Origin of the sequence: Dokdonella koreensis DS-123 (assembly GCF_001632775.1) — a bacterium.
GTDB lineage: Bacteria > Pseudomonadota > Gammaproteobacteria > Xanthomonadales > Rhodanobacteraceae > Dokdonella > Dokdonella koreensis.
This window is the reverse complement of the sequence record NZ_CP015249.1, coordinates 4,195,465-4,210,969: the sequence shown is the minus strand read 5'-3', so window position 1 is coordinate 4,210,969 and position 15,505 is coordinate 4,195,465. Positions and strand designations below refer to the sequence as shown.

The window sequence follows — 15,505 nt, the reverse complement described above, 5'->3', positions numbered from 1 at the left end:
GCATTCTAGAGCGTGTCATGGCCTTTGAGGTGGGGCACCCCATCGGGAAGGCCCCGGCGCAGCCCGGTCAGGCTGTGGCCCTGGGCCCGGTGGCTCGTCGGATCCTGCCGCCTTGCCTGGCCGGATCACCGCGCCGACGCTCGAAATCGACCGCGCGCCGTACCGCGCGTCGGGGCGTTTCGGAGGCGCCGCGCACGAACGATCCCGGGCGGGGCAGGCGGCGCTTGCGGCCGCCGGAGGCGACCGGCCGCAGTCACTCCGGCTGTGCGGAACCGGCGCCGACGCCGGTGGATCCGAACCCGCCCAGGCCGCGCGTGCTTTCCGACGAGAAGGTCGAGACGACCGTGAACTGCGGCCGCAGGACCGGCAGGAACAGCATCTGCGCGATGCGATCGCCGGGATGGATCGTGATCGTGGCATCGGCGGCCGAGGGCGGATTGCGGTTCCACACGCTGACGAAGCACTCGGCCATGTAGTCGGCGTCGATGATGCCGGTGCCGTTGCCGAGCACCAGCCCTTTCTTGTGGCCGAGGCCCGAGCGGGCCACGATCACCGCGCACAGGGCGTCGGTGTCCATGTGCATCGCGATGCCGGTGGGAATCAGGATCGCCGGCGCCTGCGGCGCGATGCGAACCGGCTCGGTGACGCAGGCGATCAGGTCGATGCCGGCCGCCTGGGCGCTCTGGTAGCGGGGCAGGCCCCATTCGTGCAGGCGCTCGTCGAGGATGCGCAGTTCGATGCGGGGCGGGGGCGTGATCGAGGAATTCACGAAGGCGGTCCGGAAGGTACGAAGGAAGGCGATCGGGGACTGGGAGCGGTCCCGCTGCGGGGGCAGATTAGACCATGCCGGAGCGTCAGCGCAGCTTGCTCCAGCGCAGCTCGGTGATGCCGGGGGGCGGCCCGAAGCTGTCGGCGCGCGCCGCGCGCCAGAAGCGCTGGAACACCGCGTGCTCGGGGACGTCCGCCAGCAGTTCGCCGGGGCGCAGGAACGGATACAGCGTCGCCAGCGAGCGCACCTCGTTGCCGGAAACGCGTCGGATGATGTGCTCGGGCCCGAGTTCGCCGGGGTGGTGCAGGCCTGCGGCGGCGATCAGCTCCTTGAGCGCGTGCAGCGTGCCTTCGTGGAAGTTCCTGACGCGCTCGGCCTTGTCCGGCACGGCCAGCGACTTCCAGCGCCGCGGATCCTGCGTGGCGACGCCGGTCGGGCAGTGATCGGTATGACAGGCCTGCGACTGCAGGCAGCCGAGCGCGAACATGAAGCCGCGCGCGGCATTACACCAGTCCGCGCCGAGCGCCAGCGTGCGCGCGACGTCGAACGCCGTGATGATCTTTCCGGCCGCACCGATGCGGACCTGGTCGCGCAGGTTCAGGCCCACCAGTGTGTTGTGGACCAGCAGCAGGGCCTCGCGCAGCGGCACGCCAACATGGTCGGCGAACTCCATCGGTGCCGCGCCGGTGCCGCCCTCGGCGCCGTCGACGACGATGAAATCCGGGCGGATGCCGGTGCTGAGCATCGCCTTGGCGATGCCGAACCACTCCCAGGGGTGGCCGATCGCCAGCTTGAACCCGGTCGGCTTGCCGCCGGACAGCGTGCGCAGGTGCGCGATGAAGCGGAGCAGGCCTTCGGGCGTGTCGAAGGCCGAATGACGCGCCGGCGAGATGCAGTCCTCGCCTTCCGGAACGCCGCGCGTCAGCGCGATCTCGCGGGTGACCTTGGCCGCCGGCAGCACGCCGCCGTGGCCGGGCTTGGCGCCTTGGGAGAGCTTGAGCTCGATCATCTTGACCTGGGGCAGCGTCGCCCGCTCGGCGAACCGCTCCGCGCTGAACACGCCGGCGCGTTTGCAGGCGCCGAAGTAGCCCGAGCCGAGCTCCCAGACGATGTCGCCGCCGTTCTCGCGATGGTACGGCGACAGCGAGCCTTCGCCGGTGTCGTGGTAGAAGCCCCCGCGCCGCGCGCCCTCGTTGAGTGCCCGGATCGCGTTCGGCGACAGCGAGCCGAAGCTCATCGCGGAGATGTTGAAGACGCTGGCCGAGTACGGCTGGGTGCATTCGGGCCCGCCGACCGGCACGCGAAAGTCGTGGCCGTCGATCAGCGCCGGCGCCATCGAATGGTTGATCCATTCGTAGTCGCCGCGGTAGACGCTGCGCTCGGTGCCGAAGGCGCGCGTTTCCAGCTCGCGCTTGGCGCGCTGGTAGACGATCGCGCGCTGGTCGCGCGAGAACGGCACTTCGTCGTCATCCGCCTCGACCACGTACTGGCGCATCATCGGGCGGATCGCTTCGAACAGGTAGCGCAGCCGGCCGACGATCGGATAATTGCGACGCAGGGTGTGGCGCGTCTGCACGAGGTCGTGCACGCCCAGCGCGGTCAGGGCCAGGCCTGCCGCCGCCAGCACGCGCCAGCCGATGCCGTGGGCCCATGCGGCGAGGCCGACCGCCAGCGCCACGACGGCGATCACGAAGCACAGGTAGCGAAGCGGCACGAATCGGGTCACGGCTGGAATCTCGTCGGTTCTGGCTGGGCGCGAGGATAGCCCAAGCGTGATGCCATCCGGCCGTTGCAGACGTGTCGCCCGCGAGACGAAGCCCTACACTTGCGCGATGGACGAAACACCGCCTCCACCTCCGAAAAAACCCCGCGCGCCGCGCCGCAAGCCGATGCCGCCCGCGGATGCCGGGGCGAGTCCGGCCGCCGACGCACCCGAGGCTCCGGCCGTCGCGCGGTCGCCGCGCCGCCGTACCGCGCCGCCGCCGGACCCGTCGGTTTCGCCGGCCGCGGACGTAGCGGTCACGCCGCCGCCGCGCCGTCGTGTCGTCGCGCCGAAGGTCACCGACGCCGCCGCCGCGTCGGTGCCGGCCGATCCGTCGATCGTCGCGCCAGCGCGTCCGGCCGCGCCGCGCCGCCGGGCCACTTCGGCCGTGACGGCAGCGGAGCCAGCGGCCTCCCAGGACATCGCGCCTTCGCCCGGGGCGCGGCGCCCGCCCGTCCCGGCGTCGGCGCGCGCAGCGCAGCCGACGCAGCCGACGCAGCCGACGCAGCCGACGCAGCCGACGCAGCCGACGCAGCCGACGCAGCCGACGCAGCCGACGCAGCCGACGCAGCCGACGCAGCCGACGCAGCCGACGCAGCCGACGCAGCCGACGCAGCCGACGCAGCCGACGCAGCCGACGCAGCCGACGCAGCCGACGCAGCCGACGCAGCCGACGCAGCCGACGCAGCCGACGCAGCCGACGCAGCCGACGCAGCCGACGCAGCCGACGCAACTGGCGCAACTGGCGCAACCGGCGCAACCGGCGCAACCGGCGCAACCGGCGCAACCGGCGCAACCGGCGCAACCGGCGCAACCGGCGCAACCGGCGCGCGGCGCATCCGCGCCGCGGCGCGAGCCCCCGGCGGCACCGGCGGGGACGCCGGCGAAGGCGGCCGATCCGCCGTGGAGCCGTGCCGGCGCGGCGCGGTCCGCCACCGCGGCCCCCCCGGTATGCACCGATCACCAACCGGCCGACGCCTCGACGCGTTCGCAGCGCGTGATCGACGTCCTGCTCGGCTATCTGCCGGCCGACCGGCGCGGACGCATCCGCGAGTACCTCGTGCTGATGCGGATGGACCGCCCGATCGGCGCCCTGCTGCTGCTATGGCCCACCTGGTGGGCGCTGTGGTTCGCCGCCAACGACTTTCCGCCGGTCGGCCTGCTGGTGATCTTCACGCTCGGCGTCTTCGTGATGCGTGCGGCCGGCTGCGTCATCAACGACTACGCGGACCACGACTGGCTCGACGCCAAGGTGCAGCGCACGCGCGGCCGGCCGATGGCCGCCGGCCGGGTCTCGAAGCAGGAGGCACTCGCGCTGTTCGGCGGCCTGCTCGCACTGGCCTTCGTGCTGGTGCTGTTCACCAATACGCTGACGATCCTGCTTTCATTCGTCGGTGCCGCGCTGGCGGCCATCTACCCGTTCACCAAGCGCGTCACCCACCTGGCCCAGGTCGTGCTCGGCGCCGCGTTCGGCTGGTCCATCCCGATGGCGTTCGCGGCCGTGACCGGCAGCCTGCCGCCGCTGTGCTGGCTGCTGTTCCTGGCCAATGTGCTGTTCTCGGTGATCTACGACACCGAGTACGCGATGGTCGACCGCGAGGAGGACATCCGGGTCGGCGCGCGCTCGACCGCGATCCTGTTCGGCGACGCGGACCTGCCGATCCTCGGTGTGCTGATGGTGACGTTCGTCTTCGCGATGCTGCTGGCCGGCACGCGCGCGGCGCTGCCGTGGCCGTACTTCGTGGGCCTGGCGGCGGCGGCGGGCCTGTTCGCCTGGCAGCAGTGGATCATGCGCGATCGCGCGCGCGCGCCCTGCCTGGCCGCGTTCCGCAACAACAACTGGGTCGGCTTCGTGCTTTGGGCCGGCCTGCTGCTGGCCCTGGCGATTCGCTGAGGCGTACGCATGGATCCGACGACGCAGCCGGCGCTGCCCTGGCCCGCGCGCTGGCGCGAAACGCTCGAAGGCTATGCCGTCGAGCAGCAGACGATCGGCTGCTCGGACGCGGCGGTGTTTCGAGGGGTCGCTCCTGGACGGCCGACGCTGTTCATCAAGACCGAGGTGGCCGACCGGTTCGCCGAACTGCGCGACGAAGCGCTGCGTCTTCGCTGGCTGGCGACGACCGGCAGGCCGTGCGCCGGCGTGCTCGACCAGGTGCTCGGCCCGGAGCGCGACTGGCTGCTGCTGAGCGCGGTGCCGGGGCGCGACCTCGCCTCCTCGGCGCTGGGGCCGGAGACGAGCGTGCGGATCGCCGCCGATGCGCTGCGCGACCTGCACCGCATCGATCCGGCCACCTGCCCGTTCGATCACGCGGTCGATCGCCGCATCGCCCTGGCGGCGGCGCGGCTGGAGGCCGGCCGGGTCGACGCGGACGATTTCGACGAGGTCCATCGCGGGGCCTCGCCGACCGCGCTGCTGGCGCGGCTTCGTGCCTCGCGGCCGGCGGTCGAGGATCGCGTGGTCGCGCACGGCGACGCCTGCCTGTCGAACCTGGTCGCCGACAAGGGGCGGTTCGCCGGCTTCATCGATTGCGGGCGCCTGGGTGTCGCCGACCGGTACCAGGACCTGGCGCTGGCCGCCCGCGACATCGCCGAGACGTTCGGCGAGGCCTGGGTCGGCCCCTTCCTGGCCCGCTACGGCGTCACGCCGGACCCGGGCCGCCTGGCGTTCTACCGGTTGCTCGACGAGTTCTTCTGAACGGCTGCGCCGTGCACCGCACGGGCGCAGCCTCCACCGCGCGCCGGCGTCGCGGCGCCCCGGAGCGCGGGCGTCAGTCGAAGCCGTCGCGCAGGATCGTCGGCAGCACCTGCGCGAACAGGTCGTGCGACGGCCAACGGGTGACCTGGCCGTAGGCGGCCCAGACCGCGGCGTCCATCGCGTTGCTGGTGTCGTCGGGATTGTTCTCGTTGCGGCGGTTCAGGAGGATCACGATCTCGAAGCCGTTGCGGTAGCGCACGACGTAGCTCGCGGTGGACGGCAGGCTGCCGGCGTGAAAGGTCGTACGGCCCTGTGCGCCGTAGTCGCGCACGGCCCAGCCGCTGGCGTAGTAGTAGCTGCCTGGCGTGTACGGCAGCGGATAGTTCTGCGGCAGCGCGAACATGCGGTCGAGCGAGGCCTGATCGAGGATCGCGTTCGGCGCCTGGGGCGCATCGAGATTGGTCATCCAGCGCAGCAGCTCGGGCGCCGAGGCGACCCAGCCGCCATAGGCGTCCATCGTGTCCTGGTTGATCGAGCCGCCGTATTCCCAGGGGCGCAGCACACCGGTGGCGTCGATCACGCTCGGGCCCTGGCCGCCGGAGCGGTAGGCCACTTCGCCGGGCGCGCGTTCTTCGCGCCGCGCCCGGGCCAGGCGCAGGTTCCACACGCCGATCCGGTTGAGCATGCGCTGCGCGTAGCGCTCGTAGGACTGGCCGCTGGCGGCCTCGATGACGCGGCCGAGCAGCTTGTAGCCGTAGTTGCTGTAGTGGTAGGTCGTCCCCGGGGCGGCCACCAGCGCCACGCCGCTCTGGTAGCGGATCACGTCGGCATGAGAGACCGGCAGCGCGATGCCCAGGCCCTGTGCGACGGCGGTGTCGCGGAACACCGGGTCGTAGCCGAGGGTGGCCGGATCGCCGAAGCCGCCGAGCATCTCGAGCAGGTTGCGCACGGTCACCGTGGCCAGTCGCGGATCGGCGGTCGTGCCGGGCCGCGGCGTCAGGTCCACGTACTGGCCGATGGTGTCGTCGGGCGCCAGGTGGCCGTCCTGGATCAGGCGGTTGACCAGGGTCGAGGTGATCGGCTTGCTGCAGCTGGCGATGCGGAACAGCGAATCGGGCTGGGTGACGATGTCGTCCGGGCCGGGATTCCACGAGTAGCCGCGCGCCAGCACCAGGCGGCCCTGCCAGGCGACGGCGATCGCGCCCGAAGGCGTGTTGCGCGTCGTCATCAGCTGCTGCATCTGCTGGTCGAACGCGGCCAGGTCCGGCACGTCGACGCCGGTGACGGTCCACTGGGCGCGCGCCGGCGCCGGCATGCCGGCCAGCAGGCCGCCCAGCAGCGACAGCAGGATGAAACCCAGGACACGGGTGCTCGACGACATCGAAAGGCTCCTTGGACGGGTGACCTTTCAGAAGGCGGCAAATACCGCGAAACCGGCTCACGCGCGACGGCTCACACCGGTCACGGCGCGGAGCGCGTGTCCGATGCGGCGCGCTGCCGGCGCATCGGCTGCGCCGCCGTCCTCACGGTGCGCGCGCCAGCGCCCAGGCATCGACGCGCGCGACACCGGCAGCCGCCAGCACGCGGGCGCATTCGCCCAGGGTCGCACCGGTGGTCATGACGTCGTCGAGCACCGCCACATGGGCGGGCAGCGCGATACCCGCCCGCAGGGCCAGCGCCCCGCGCAGATTGCGCCGGCGCGCCGGCGCCTCCAGGCCGGTCTGGGCGGACGTGGCCCGGGTGCGCACCAGTGCGTCGTGCAGCAACGGCAGGTCGAGCGCGCGCGCCAGCGGCCGGGCCAGTTCCAGCGCCTGGTTGTAGCCGCGCCGGCGCAACCGGCCGGTGTGCAGCGGCACGCACAGCAGGGCGTCGGGCCGCGCCGGCGGGTCCAGGCGCGTCCGTTCGATCATCAGGTCGGCCAGCACGCGGCCGGCGGCCAGGTCGCCGCCGAACTTGAATCGCGTTTCCAGCAGGTCCAGCGGGTGCGCGTAGCGGAACGCGGCCCAGGCCGCGGTGAACGGCGGCGGGCGGCGGATGCAGGCCCCGCAGTGCGGGGCGGCCATCGGCAGCGGCAGCGCGCAGCGTGCACAGCGGACGGTATTGGCGGGCATGTCGGCGCGACAGCCGTTGCACAGGTCGCGGCCATCGGCGCCGGCATCGCCGCAGAGCAGGCAGCGCGGCACCAGGATCCGGCGCAGCAACCGGGCCGCCCAGCTGTCAACCTTTGCATACGCCGCCAAGTTGACAGCCCTCCGTGCCGGCCTCCAGACTCGCGCCACTTTACCGGAGCCGGAAGCCGCATGACCGCCACCTTGCGCCACGACTGGACCGTCGAAGAGACGGTCGCGCTGTTCGACCTGCCGTTCGCGGACCTGCTGCATCGCGCGCACGAGGTTCATCGCGCCCATCACGACGTCAACGCGGTGCAGGTCTCGACGCTGCTGTCGATCAAGACCGGCGGCTGCCCCGAGGACTGCGCCTACTGCCCGCAGGCGGCGCGCTACGCGACCGGCGTCCAGGCGGAGAAGCTGATGGCGCTGCCGGCCGTCGTGCACAAGGCGCGGCAGGCCCGCGAAGCGGGCGCGACGCGCTTCTGCATGGGCGCGGCCTGGCGCTCGCTGAAGGACCGCGACGTCGAGAAGGTCGCCGGCATCGTCGGCGCGGTCAAGGCGCTCGGCATGGAAACCTGCGCGACGCTCGGCATGCTGACGGGCGATCAGGCACGGCGGCTCAAGGCGGCGGGCCTGGACTACTACAACCACAACCTCGACACGGCGCCCGACTTCTACGGCGACATCATCTCCACCCGCGACTACCAGGACCGGCTCGATACGCTCGGCCACGTGCGCGACGCCGGCCTCAAGACCTGCTGCGGCGGCATCGTCGGCATGGGCGAATCGCGCACGCAGCGCGCCGGCCTGCTGCGTACGCTGGCGACGCTGCCCGAGCATCCGCAGTCGGTGCCGATCAACCGCCTGGTGCAGGTGGAGGGCACGCCGCTGGCCGGCACGGCCCTGCTCGATCCGTTCGAGTTCGTGCGCACGATCGCCGTGGCGCGCATCCTGATGCCGCTCTCGATGGTGCGGCTGTCGGCCGGCCGGGCGGAGATGAACGACGAGCTGCAGGCGCTGTGCTTCTTCGCCGGCGCCAACTCGATCTTCTACGGCGAGAAGCTGCTGACCACCGGCAATCCCGACGTCGAGGCCGACCGCGCGCTGTTCGCGCGCCTGGGCATCCATCCGCTGGAGGTAGTGCTCACCGACGACCACCACGGCGGCACGACCGTGCATGCCGACATCGTCGAGCCCTGCGACGTCGACGCGGCGGCCTGAACCGCTCCGGCCGGCACCGCGCCGGCAGGCGAGGGCTCAATGCAACTTCAGGCGTCCCGACACGCGCCGCTGCAGCAGGCGCGCCAGTGCCAGCACGAGGGTGTTGCCGGTGCCGAGGATCGCGCGGTGGTGATTCAGATGCAGCGACATGTACATCCACTTGGCGATCAGGCCCTCGACGAAGAAGTTCGGGCCGCCGAGCCCGCCCATCAGCGAGCCGACGCCGCGGTTCTCGCCCAGCGAGACCAGCGAGCCGAAGTCGCGGTAGACGAACGGCGCGTCGTGGCTGCGCTCGCGCCGGCGCGCCAGCAGCACCTTCGCCAGGTAGCTGGCCTGCTGGTGTGCGGCCTGCGCGCGCGCGGGGACCAGCTTCTCGCCCCACGGGCAGGCGGCGCAGTCGCCGAGCGCGTACAGATCCGGTGCGCCCGTGCGCAGGTGATCGTCGACGACGAACTGGTTGGCGCGGTTGACGCTGAGGCCCAGCCGCGTATTGGCATCGGCGGCCTTGATGCCGGCCGCCCAGACGATCAGGTCGGCGGCGATCTCGCCCTGCGCGGTCACCAGGGCGTCGGCGCGGACCTCGGTGACCGGCGTCGCCGTGAGCACACGCACGTTCTTGCGTTCCAGCGCCAGTTGCGCCTGCGCCGAGATCTTCTCCGGCAGGCCGGCCAGGATGCGCGGCGCGGCCTCCACCAGGGTGATGTCGAGCCGGAAGCGCTGGTCGGCGCGGAAGCCCTCCTGCAGCAGGGCATGCGCCTCGAGCAGTTCGGCCGACAGCTCCACGCCGGTCGCGCCGGCGCCGACGATCGCGATGCCCAGGCTGCGGTGCTCGGCGAAGGCCGCCCGCGTGAAGGCCGCCAGCAGGTGGCGCTGGAAACGCTCCGCGTCGCTGGCGCGTTCCAGCACGTAGGCGTGCTCGGCGGCGCCCGGCGTGCCGAAGAAGTTCGAGCCGCTGCCGAGCGCGAGGACGGCGTGGGTGTAGCTGATCGTGCGCTCGGGCACCACCTGGTGCCCCGTCTCGTCGCGCATCTCGCCCAGCGTGATGCGCTTGGCCTGCGGGTCCAGGCCGATGATCTCGCCGGGCGAGTAGCTGAAGTGGTTGCGGCGCGCCAGGATCATGTAGGACAGGCCTTCCTGGTGCGCATCGAGCGTGCCGGCCGCGACCTCGTGCAGGGTCGGCTTCCAGATGTGGAAGACCGAGCGGTCGATCAGCAGCACGCTGGAGGGGCCGTCGCGGCGCCCGAGTTTCCGGCCCAGCCGCGCGGCCAGCTCCAATCCGCCCGCGCCGCCGCCGACCACGACGATGTCGTAATGCATGAACACCGCTCCTGCTTCTGTGCGCGCGCCAGTCTACGCAGTTTCGCCGGGCGCGGCGGCCCCGCCGCCGGGTACCGGCCGTGAGCCGGCCGGACCTGCTCGCCCGCCTGGCCGCCGCCCAGGCCGACCGCGCGCAGGCCGCGCTGCTGCGCCGCCTGCGCACGGTCGACGCGGTCGACGGCACCGACATCGTCGTCGCCGGCCGGCGCCTGACGGGATTCGCCAGCAACGACTATCTCGGGCTGGCGGGTCATCCGGAACTGGTCGAGGCCCTGGCGACCGCAGCGCGGCGCTGGGGCGTCGGCGCCGGCGCCGCGCATCTGCTCGGCGGCCACCGCGAGGAACACGCCGCGCTCGAGGAGGCGCTGGCGCGCTGGACCGGCCGCGCCCGCGCGCTGCTGTTCTCGACCGGCTACATGGCCAATCTCGGCGTGCTGCAGGCCGTGCTGGCGCGCGGCGACCTGTGCGTGCAGGACAAGCTCAACCACGCCTGCCTGATCGACGGTGCGCACCTGGCCGGCGCCGTGTTGCGGCGCTACCCGCATGCCGATGTCGCGGCGGCACAGCGCCAGCTCGACACGGCGCCGGCCGCGCCGGCGCTGGTCGCCAGTGACGGCGTCTTCAGCATGGACGGCGACGTCGCACCGCTGCCGGCGCTGGCGGACCTGTGCCGGACACACGGCGCCAGCTTGATGATCGACGATGCGCACGGGCTGGGCGTGCTCGGGCCCGAAGGCGCCGGCAGCCTCGCCGAAGCCGGACTGGACGAGGCGGCCGCACCGATCCTGATGGCCACGCTCGGCAAGGCGCTCGGCGTCGCCGGCGCGTTCGTCGCCGGCCCGGCGGCGCTGATCGAGGGACTGGTGCAGTTCGCGCGGCCGCACGTGTACACCACCGCGATGCCGCCGGCGCTGGCCGCGGCGACGCGGGTCGCGGTCCGGCTCGCGCGCGAGGAATCCTGGCGGCGCCAGCACCTGGCCGCGCTGATCGCGCAGTTCCGCCTCGGCGCCGCGCAGCGAGGCCTGGCGCTGGCCGCCTCGCGCACGCCGATCCAGCCGGTGCTGGTCGGTGCCAGCGATGCGGCCCTGGCCGCCGCGCAGGCGCTGGAGGCCGCCGGTTTCTTCGTGCCGGCGATCCGGCCGCCGACCGTGCCGGCCGGCAGTGCGCGGCTACGCGTCACGCTGTCGGCGGCGCATCGCCAAAGCGACGTCGAGCGCCTGCTCGATGCGCTGGCCCGGGTGCTGCGATGAGGCCGGCGGCGGACGACATCGACGCGCGGCGGCCGGTATGGAAAGCCTTCTCGGCGCTGTACCTCGATACCGATTACCGCCGGGAGGTCCGGTGGGCCGCCCGCGCGGCCGCCGCCTCGCCGTATGCCGAAGCGGAATTGCAGGCGATCCTGCTGCACGAAGTGCATCCGGTGCTGCGCGGCAACCTGCGGGTCCCGGCCGGTGTCTGGGACGGCTTCGACCCGGACTGGCTGGCATCGACGATCCTGCGCCGGTCGCGGCGGCCGGGCTGGCTGCGCCTGGACGGCTGCATGCGCGGCTACGCCGATCACCTCTGGCGGCTGCTGGCGCCGCGCATCCGGCGCCAGCGGCGGATGGAGTCGCCGCAATGAACGATTTCGCCTTCCGGTCGCGGCCCCTGGCTGCCGATCTGCCCTGACCATGGCCCTCATGCATATCCAAACCACGGGCCGCGGCCCGGACCTCGTCCTGATCCACGGCTGGGCCATGCACAGCGGCATCTTCGCGCCGCTGGTCGCGGCGCTGGCCGCGCGGTACACGCTGCACCTGGTGGACCTGCCCGGTCACGGCGCCAGCCGCGACTACGCGCCCGGCGCGCTCGATCCGGCCGCCTGCGCGCACGCGATCGCCGCGGCCACGCCGCCGGCGGCGTGGCTCGGCTGGTCGCTCGGCGGCCTGGTCGCGCTGCGCGGCGCGCTCGACCGGCCCGGCCACGTGCGTGCACTGGTCGCGATCGCCGCCAGCCCGCGCTTCGTCGTCGGCGCGGACTGGCCGCACGGCGTGGGCGCCGAGACGTTCCGTGCCTTCGCCGACGGATTGGGCACGTCCTATCACGCGACGATCGAGCGCTTCCTGGTGCTGGAGACGCTCGGTTCGCCCGAGGCGCAGAGCGAACTGCGCGCGTTGCGCCAGCAGGTGTTCGCGCGCGGCGAGCCGGATGCGGCCGTGCTCTGCGACGGCCTGGCGATCCTCGATACCACCGACCTGCGCGCCGAACTGGCGACGCTCACGGTGCCGAGCCTGTGGATCGCCGGCCGGCGCGACCGCCTGATCCCGGCCGGCGCGATGCGCTGGGCGGCCGAGCACGCGCCCGGCGGGCACTACCTGGAACTGGCCGCCGGTCACGCGCCCTTCCTCAGCCATGCCGAGGCGGTCGCCGACGCGGTCGACGCCTTCCTCGGCACAGAGGCCGCGGCATGAGCGGCCCGGACGGCGCACCGTTCGACAGCGCGCACGTGCGCAAGGCCTTCGGCCGCGCCGCCGCCAGCTACGAAGCCCATGCCGTGCTGCAGGCCGAGGTCGAGCTGCGCTTGCAGGAACGCCTGGACCACCTGCCGCTCACACCGCGACAGGTGCTCGACGTCGGCTGCGGGACCGGCCGCGGCACCGCGCAGCTGCGCCGGCGCTACGGCAAGGCGCAGGTGGTCGCGATGGACATCGCCCTGCCGATGCTGCAGGCCGCGCGCCGCCATGCCGGCTGGCTGCGGCCGTTCGCACGCGTGGCCGGTGACGCCCAGGCGCTGCCGTTCGCCGATGCGAGCTTCGACCTGATCTATTCGAACCTGTGCCTGCAATGGAGCAGCGACCTCGCCGCCGTCCACGACGAGTTCCGCCGCGTGCTCAGGCCCGGCGGGCTGCTGCTGTTCAGCACGTTCGGGCCGGAGACGCTCGGCGAGCTGCGCGCGGCGTTCTCGGCGGTCGACGACCAGCCGCACGTCAGCCGGTTCCTGGACCTGCAGACCGTCGGCGACGGTCTGCTCGCCGCGGGCTTCCGCGACCCGGTCCTCGAACGCGACGTCTTCACGCTGACCTACGCCGACGCGCTCACGCTGATGCACGAACTGCGCGCGATCGGCGCGACCAATGCCGATACCGCACGCAGCCGCGCACTGACCGGCAAGACACGCCTGCGCCGTGCGATCGAGGCCTACGAGGCCTTCCGCGTCGAGGGCCGCCTGCCGGCCACCTACGAGGTCATCTACGCGCAGGCCTTCGCGCCGGAGCCCGGGCAGCCGCGCCGCACGCGGGGCGGCGACCTGGCCAGCTTCCCGATCGAGCGCCTGCGCGGCAGCCGCCGGGCGCGTACGCCGTGACGCGCCGCCGGGCACTCGCGGCGATCCTGGTCGCCCTGGTCTCCGCGCTGTTCTTCACGTTCACCTACGTGTTGAACCGCGTCGCCGCCACCAGCGGCGGCCATTGGGCGTGGACCGCCGCCTTGCGCTACCTGATCACGCTGCCGCTGCTGGCCGCGGTGCTGCCGTTCGCCGGCGGCCTCGGCGCACTGCCGCGCGCACTGGTCCGCCACGCCGGGGTGTGGCTGCTGTGGAGCCTGGTCGGCTTCGGCGTGTTCTGCGCCTGCCTGACCTATGCCGCGGCCAGCGGACCGTCCTGGCTGGTGGCCGGCAGCTTCCAGGTCACGGTGATCGCCGGCATGCTGATGTCGCCGCTGATCTACGACGACGCACGTCGCCGCATCCCGCTGCCGGCCTTCGCGGTCGGACTGGTGGTGGTCGCCGGCGTGCTGCTGCTGCAACTGGCGCATGCCGACGGGCGGCTGGACCGTGCCGGCTGGATCGCGCTCGGCTGCGTCGTCGTGTCGGCCTTCGCCTATCCGCTCGGCAACCGGATGATCCTGCTGCACCTGGAGCGCACCGGCACGACGCTGGGCACGCTGCAGCGCGTGTTCGGCATGACGGTGATGAGCCTCCCGGCCTGGCTGGCGCTGGCCGTCTGGGGCTGGCAGCAGGCCGGTCCGCCGTCGGCGACGCAGACGCTGTCGGCCGCCGGCGTCGCCGTGACCTCGGGCGTGATCGCGACGGTGCTGTTCTTCGCCGCGACCGAGCAGGTGCGCACCGATCCCACGGCGCTCGCCGCGGTCGAGGCGATGCAGGCCACCGAACTGCTGTTCGCGACGCTGCTCGGCGTGCTGTTCCTCGGCGAGGCCTGGCCGAGCGGGGCAGCGCTCGGCGGCGCGCTGCTGATCGTCGCCGGCATCGTCGGGTTCTGCCTGATCAGCGGGCGTCAGGTGCCGGTGTCCGGCGCCGCCGGACCGCCGCCGGACTGCTAGCGCGTGTCATGGACGTCGAGCTGGGTGCGAAGGCCTCTGGCGCGGTGATCCGGTTGGCCGTCTGGCCAAGGGTTGCAACGCCGCCGGGCGCCGCGCCAGGGGCCTTCCCGACGGGTTGCGCCGCCGCGCCGCCCCGGCCGCGTTGCCCATCTTGCCTTGGGCACCCCCCAAGGCGGCGACGGGCGCCTTGCCGGAACGACGCGGCGGCGCAACGCAGCTCACCTCAACTCACCTCAACGTCCATGAAACGCGCTAGCGTTTCGCCGCGCCGGAGCGGCCCGGGCGGTCGGCGTGGATCGTCGGCCAGACCTCGTCGAACCAGCGCTTGGTCTCCTCGACGAAGACCATCTGGATCGCCGCCAGCGCATTGCGTGCCTTCTGTGCGATCACGATCCGCTGCAACGGCAGCGGGTCGGCGATCGGCCGCCGCACCAGCGGGCGGCCGTCGTAGCTGAAGTCGCCGTAGGGGCGCGAGTACGCCAGCGCCACGCCGAGGCCGTTGGCGACCATCGCGCGCTGCAGTTCGAACGAGCCGGTGCGGATCGCCTGCGTGGGCCGCACGTTGCACAGATGGAACAGCTCCAGCACGTGCTGCCAGCTCTGCGCCTGGTCGGTCAGGATCAGCGGTTCGCCGCCGAGTTCGGCCATCGTCACGGTCTCGCGCGCGGCCAGCGGATGGTCCGACGGCAGCAGCGCCTGCGGCGCCAGCTCGCAGAGGATGGTCGCCGTGGCGCTCGCCGGCAGGCCGAGGTCGTAGCTGATCGCCAGGTCCGTCGCGCCGTCGTCCAGGTGGCGGCCGAGCGTGTCGAAGCCCTCCTCGCGCACGACCACGTCGATCGCCGGGCAGCGCCGGCGCAGTCGCGCCAGGATGGAAGGCACGCAGTACGGCGCGAGGTCCTCGAAGCAGCCGAGCACCAGTTCCCCGCGCAGTCCGCTGTCGGCATCGCCGAGCGTCTCCAGCGCCTCGGCGTCGGCCAGCAGCTGGCGTGCCTTGGCCATGACCACGTGGCCGAACGCGGTCAGCGAGACGCCCGAGCCGCGCTGGCGCACGAACACCGGTTTGCCGAAATGGTCCTCGATCTGGGTGATCGCCATCGACACCGACGGCTGCGACACGTGTAGCACCTTGGCCGCCGTCGTCACGTTGCCGTAGCGCGCCGCCGCCTGGGCGTAGCGCAGCTGCCTGAGGGTCAGGGTCATTCGATTTCCTGATGGGGCAGGCATGTTTTTAATATTTTACTTCCCGGTGACATGCCGACATTGTGCAGCACAAGGGACAACGACGGATAGGCGGATAGACGTCTATCCGGCCA

At 72.6% G+C, this 15,505-nt stretch carries 15 protein-coding genes; 8 read left to right on the top strand and 7 right to left on the bottom strand.

Annotation, left to right across the window (positions count from 1 at the left end):
• Positions 1 to 253: 253 nt before the first annotated feature.
• From dut to I596_RS18845, 3 genes are all read right to left on the bottom strand, one after another.
• Positions 254 to 757, bottom strand: a complete 504-nt coding sequence (gene dut, locus I596_RS17110) for a dUTP diphosphatase (protein ID WP_067652234.1) — start codon at positions 755 to 757, stop codon at positions 254 to 256.
• 97 nt (positions 758 to 854) lie between these two features.
• Positions 855 to 2,495 carry an FMN-binding glutamate synthase family protein gene (locus tag I596_RS17105; protein ID WP_083965686.1) on the bottom strand — a complete coding sequence of 547 codons (1,641 nt, stop codon included), beginning with the start codon at positions 2,493 to 2,495 and terminating at the stop codon, positions 855 to 857.
• A gap of 93 nt (positions 2,496 to 2,588) precedes the next feature.
• On the bottom strand, positions 2,589 to 2,954 hold the full coding sequence (locus tag I596_RS18845) for a hypothetical protein (protein ID WP_190278939.1): 366 nt from the start codon (positions 2,952 to 2,954) through the stop codon (positions 2,589 to 2,591).
• 574 nt (positions 2,955 to 3,528) lie between these two features.
• Here I596_RS18845 and ubiA point away from each other — a divergent pair.
• Both ubiA and I596_RS17095 read left to right on the top strand, forming a co-directional pair.
• Positions 3,529 to 4,425 (top strand): 4-hydroxybenzoate octaprenyltransferase, encoded by an 897-nt coding sequence (gene ubiA, locus I596_RS18610; RefSeq protein WP_067652227.1) that lies wholly within the window; start codon positions 3,529 to 3,531, stop codon positions 4,423 to 4,425.
• 9 nt (positions 4,426 to 4,434) lie between these two features.
• Positions 4,435 to 5,226, top strand: a complete 792-nt coding sequence (locus I596_RS17095) for an APH(3')-II family aminoglycoside O-phosphotransferase (RefSeq protein ID WP_067650744.1) — start codon at positions 4,435 to 4,437, stop codon at positions 5,224 to 5,226.
• A 73-nt stretch (positions 5,227 to 5,299) separates the two neighbouring features.
• Here I596_RS17095 and I596_RS17090 read toward each other — a convergent pair whose 3' ends face one another.
• Positions 5,300 to 6,607 (bottom strand): serine hydrolase domain-containing protein, encoded by a 1,308-nt coding sequence (locus I596_RS17090; RefSeq protein ID WP_083965684.1) that lies wholly within the window; start codon positions 6,605 to 6,607, stop codon positions 5,300 to 5,302.
• 142 nt (positions 6,608 to 6,749) lie between these two features.
• Positions 6,750 to 7,466: a ComF family protein gene (locus I596_RS17085; RefSeq protein ID WP_067650741.1), complete on the bottom strand. Its 717-nt coding sequence runs from the start codon at positions 7,464 to 7,466 to the stop codon at positions 6,750 to 6,752.
• A 60-nt stretch (positions 7,467 to 7,526) separates the two neighbouring features.
• On the opposite strand from I596_RS17085, the gene bioB reads away from it, so the two are divergent.
• Entirely contained in the window at positions 7,527 to 8,558 is a 1,032-nt protein-coding gene (gene bioB, locus I596_RS17080) for a biotin synthase BioB (protein WP_067650738.1), read from the top strand.
• Between the two features lie 36 nt (positions 8,559 to 8,594).
• Here the strand turns inward: bioB and I596_RS17075 are convergent, their stop codons facing one another.
• Positions 8,595 to 9,875, bottom strand: coding sequence for an NAD(P)/FAD-dependent oxidoreductase (locus tag I596_RS17075; RefSeq protein ID WP_067652221.1), 1,281 nt, complete (start codon positions 9,873 to 9,875; stop codon positions 8,595 to 8,597).
• Positions 9,876 to 9,955: 80 nt separating this feature from the next.
• Between I596_RS17075 and bioF the strand changes: the two genes are divergently transcribed.
• The 5 genes from bioF to I596_RS17050 are packed head-to-tail and all read left to right on the top strand — an operon-like array spanning position 9,956 to position 14,192.
• The gene (gene bioF, locus I596_RS17070) at positions 9,956 to 11,125 is read left to right on the top strand and encodes an 8-amino-7-oxononanoate synthase (RefSeq protein WP_067650735.1); all 1,170 of its coding nucleotides are present in this window, start codon (positions 9,956 to 9,958) and stop codon (positions 11,123 to 11,125) included.
• Positions 11,122 to 11,496, top strand: a complete 375-nt coding sequence (locus tag I596_RS17065; protein ID WP_067650732.1) for a DUF7079 family protein — start codon at positions 11,122 to 11,124, stop codon at positions 11,494 to 11,496. Before bioF ends, I596_RS17065 begins: the two co-directional genes overlap by 4 nt.
• A 58-nt stretch (positions 11,497 to 11,554) precedes the next feature.
• Complete coding sequence (gene bioH, locus I596_RS17060) at positions 11,555 to 12,325, top strand: pimeloyl-ACP methyl ester esterase BioH (RefSeq protein WP_067652219.1); 771 nt, start codon at positions 11,555 to 11,557, stop codon at positions 12,323 to 12,325.
• Positions 12,322 to 13,218, top strand: a complete 897-nt coding sequence (gene bioC, locus I596_RS17055; protein WP_067650728.1) for a malonyl-ACP O-methyltransferase BioC — start codon at positions 12,322 to 12,324, stop codon at positions 13,216 to 13,218. Before bioH ends, bioC begins: the two co-directional genes overlap by 4 nt.
• Positions 13,215 to 14,192: a multidrug resistance efflux transporter family protein gene (locus tag I596_RS17050; RefSeq protein WP_067650725.1), complete on the top strand. Its 978-nt coding sequence runs from the start codon at positions 13,215 to 13,217 to the stop codon at positions 14,190 to 14,192. The genes bioC and I596_RS17050 overlap by 4 nt, the downstream gene beginning before the upstream one ends.
• A gap of 252 nt (positions 14,193 to 14,444) precedes the next feature.
• On the opposite strand, the gene I596_RS17045 is transcribed toward I596_RS17050, so the two are convergent.
• A complete protein-coding gene (locus I596_RS17045; protein ID WP_067650723.1) occupies positions 14,445 to 15,392 on the bottom strand; it encodes a LysR family transcriptional regulator in 948 nt (315 codons plus the stop codon).
• Between the last annotated feature and the right edge of the window lie 113 nt (positions 15,393 to 15,505).

Bases quoted from the DNA above. Each gene is read 5' to 3' on its own strand.
- I596_RS17065 (WP_067650732.1), top strand. From the start codon at position 11,122: ATGAGGCCGGCGGCGGACGACATCGACGCGCGGCGGCCGGTATGGAAA.
- I596_RS17095 (WP_067650744.1), top strand. From the start codon at position 4,435: ATGGATCCGACGACGCAGCCGGCGCTGCCCTGGCCCGCGCGCTGGCGC.
- I596_RS17075 (WP_067652221.1), bottom strand. From the start codon at position 9,875: ATGCATTACGACATCGTCGTGGTCGGCGGCGGCGCGGGCGGATTGGAG.
- I596_RS17090 (WP_083965684.1), bottom strand. From the start codon at position 6,607: ATGTCGTCGAGCACCCGTGTCCTGGGTTTCATCCTGCTGTCGCTGCTG.
- bioH (WP_067652219.1), top strand. From the start codon at position 11,555: ATGCATATCCAAACCACGGGCCGCGGCCCGGACCTCGTCCTGATCCAC.
- I596_RS18845 (WP_190278939.1), bottom strand. From the start codon at position 2,954: ATGTCCTGGGAGGCCGCTGGCTCCGCTGCCGTCACGGCCGAAGTGGCC.
- I596_RS17045 (WP_067650723.1), bottom strand. From the start codon at position 15,392: ATGACCCTGACCCTCAGGCAGCTGCGCTACGCCCAGGCGGCGGCGCGC.
- bioC (WP_067650728.1), top strand. From the start codon at position 12,322: ATGAGCGGCCCGGACGGCGCACCGTTCGACAGCGCGCACGTGCGCAAG.
- bioB (WP_067650738.1), top strand. From the start codon at position 7,527: ATGACCGCCACCTTGCGCCACGACTGGACCGTCGAAGAGACGGTCGCG.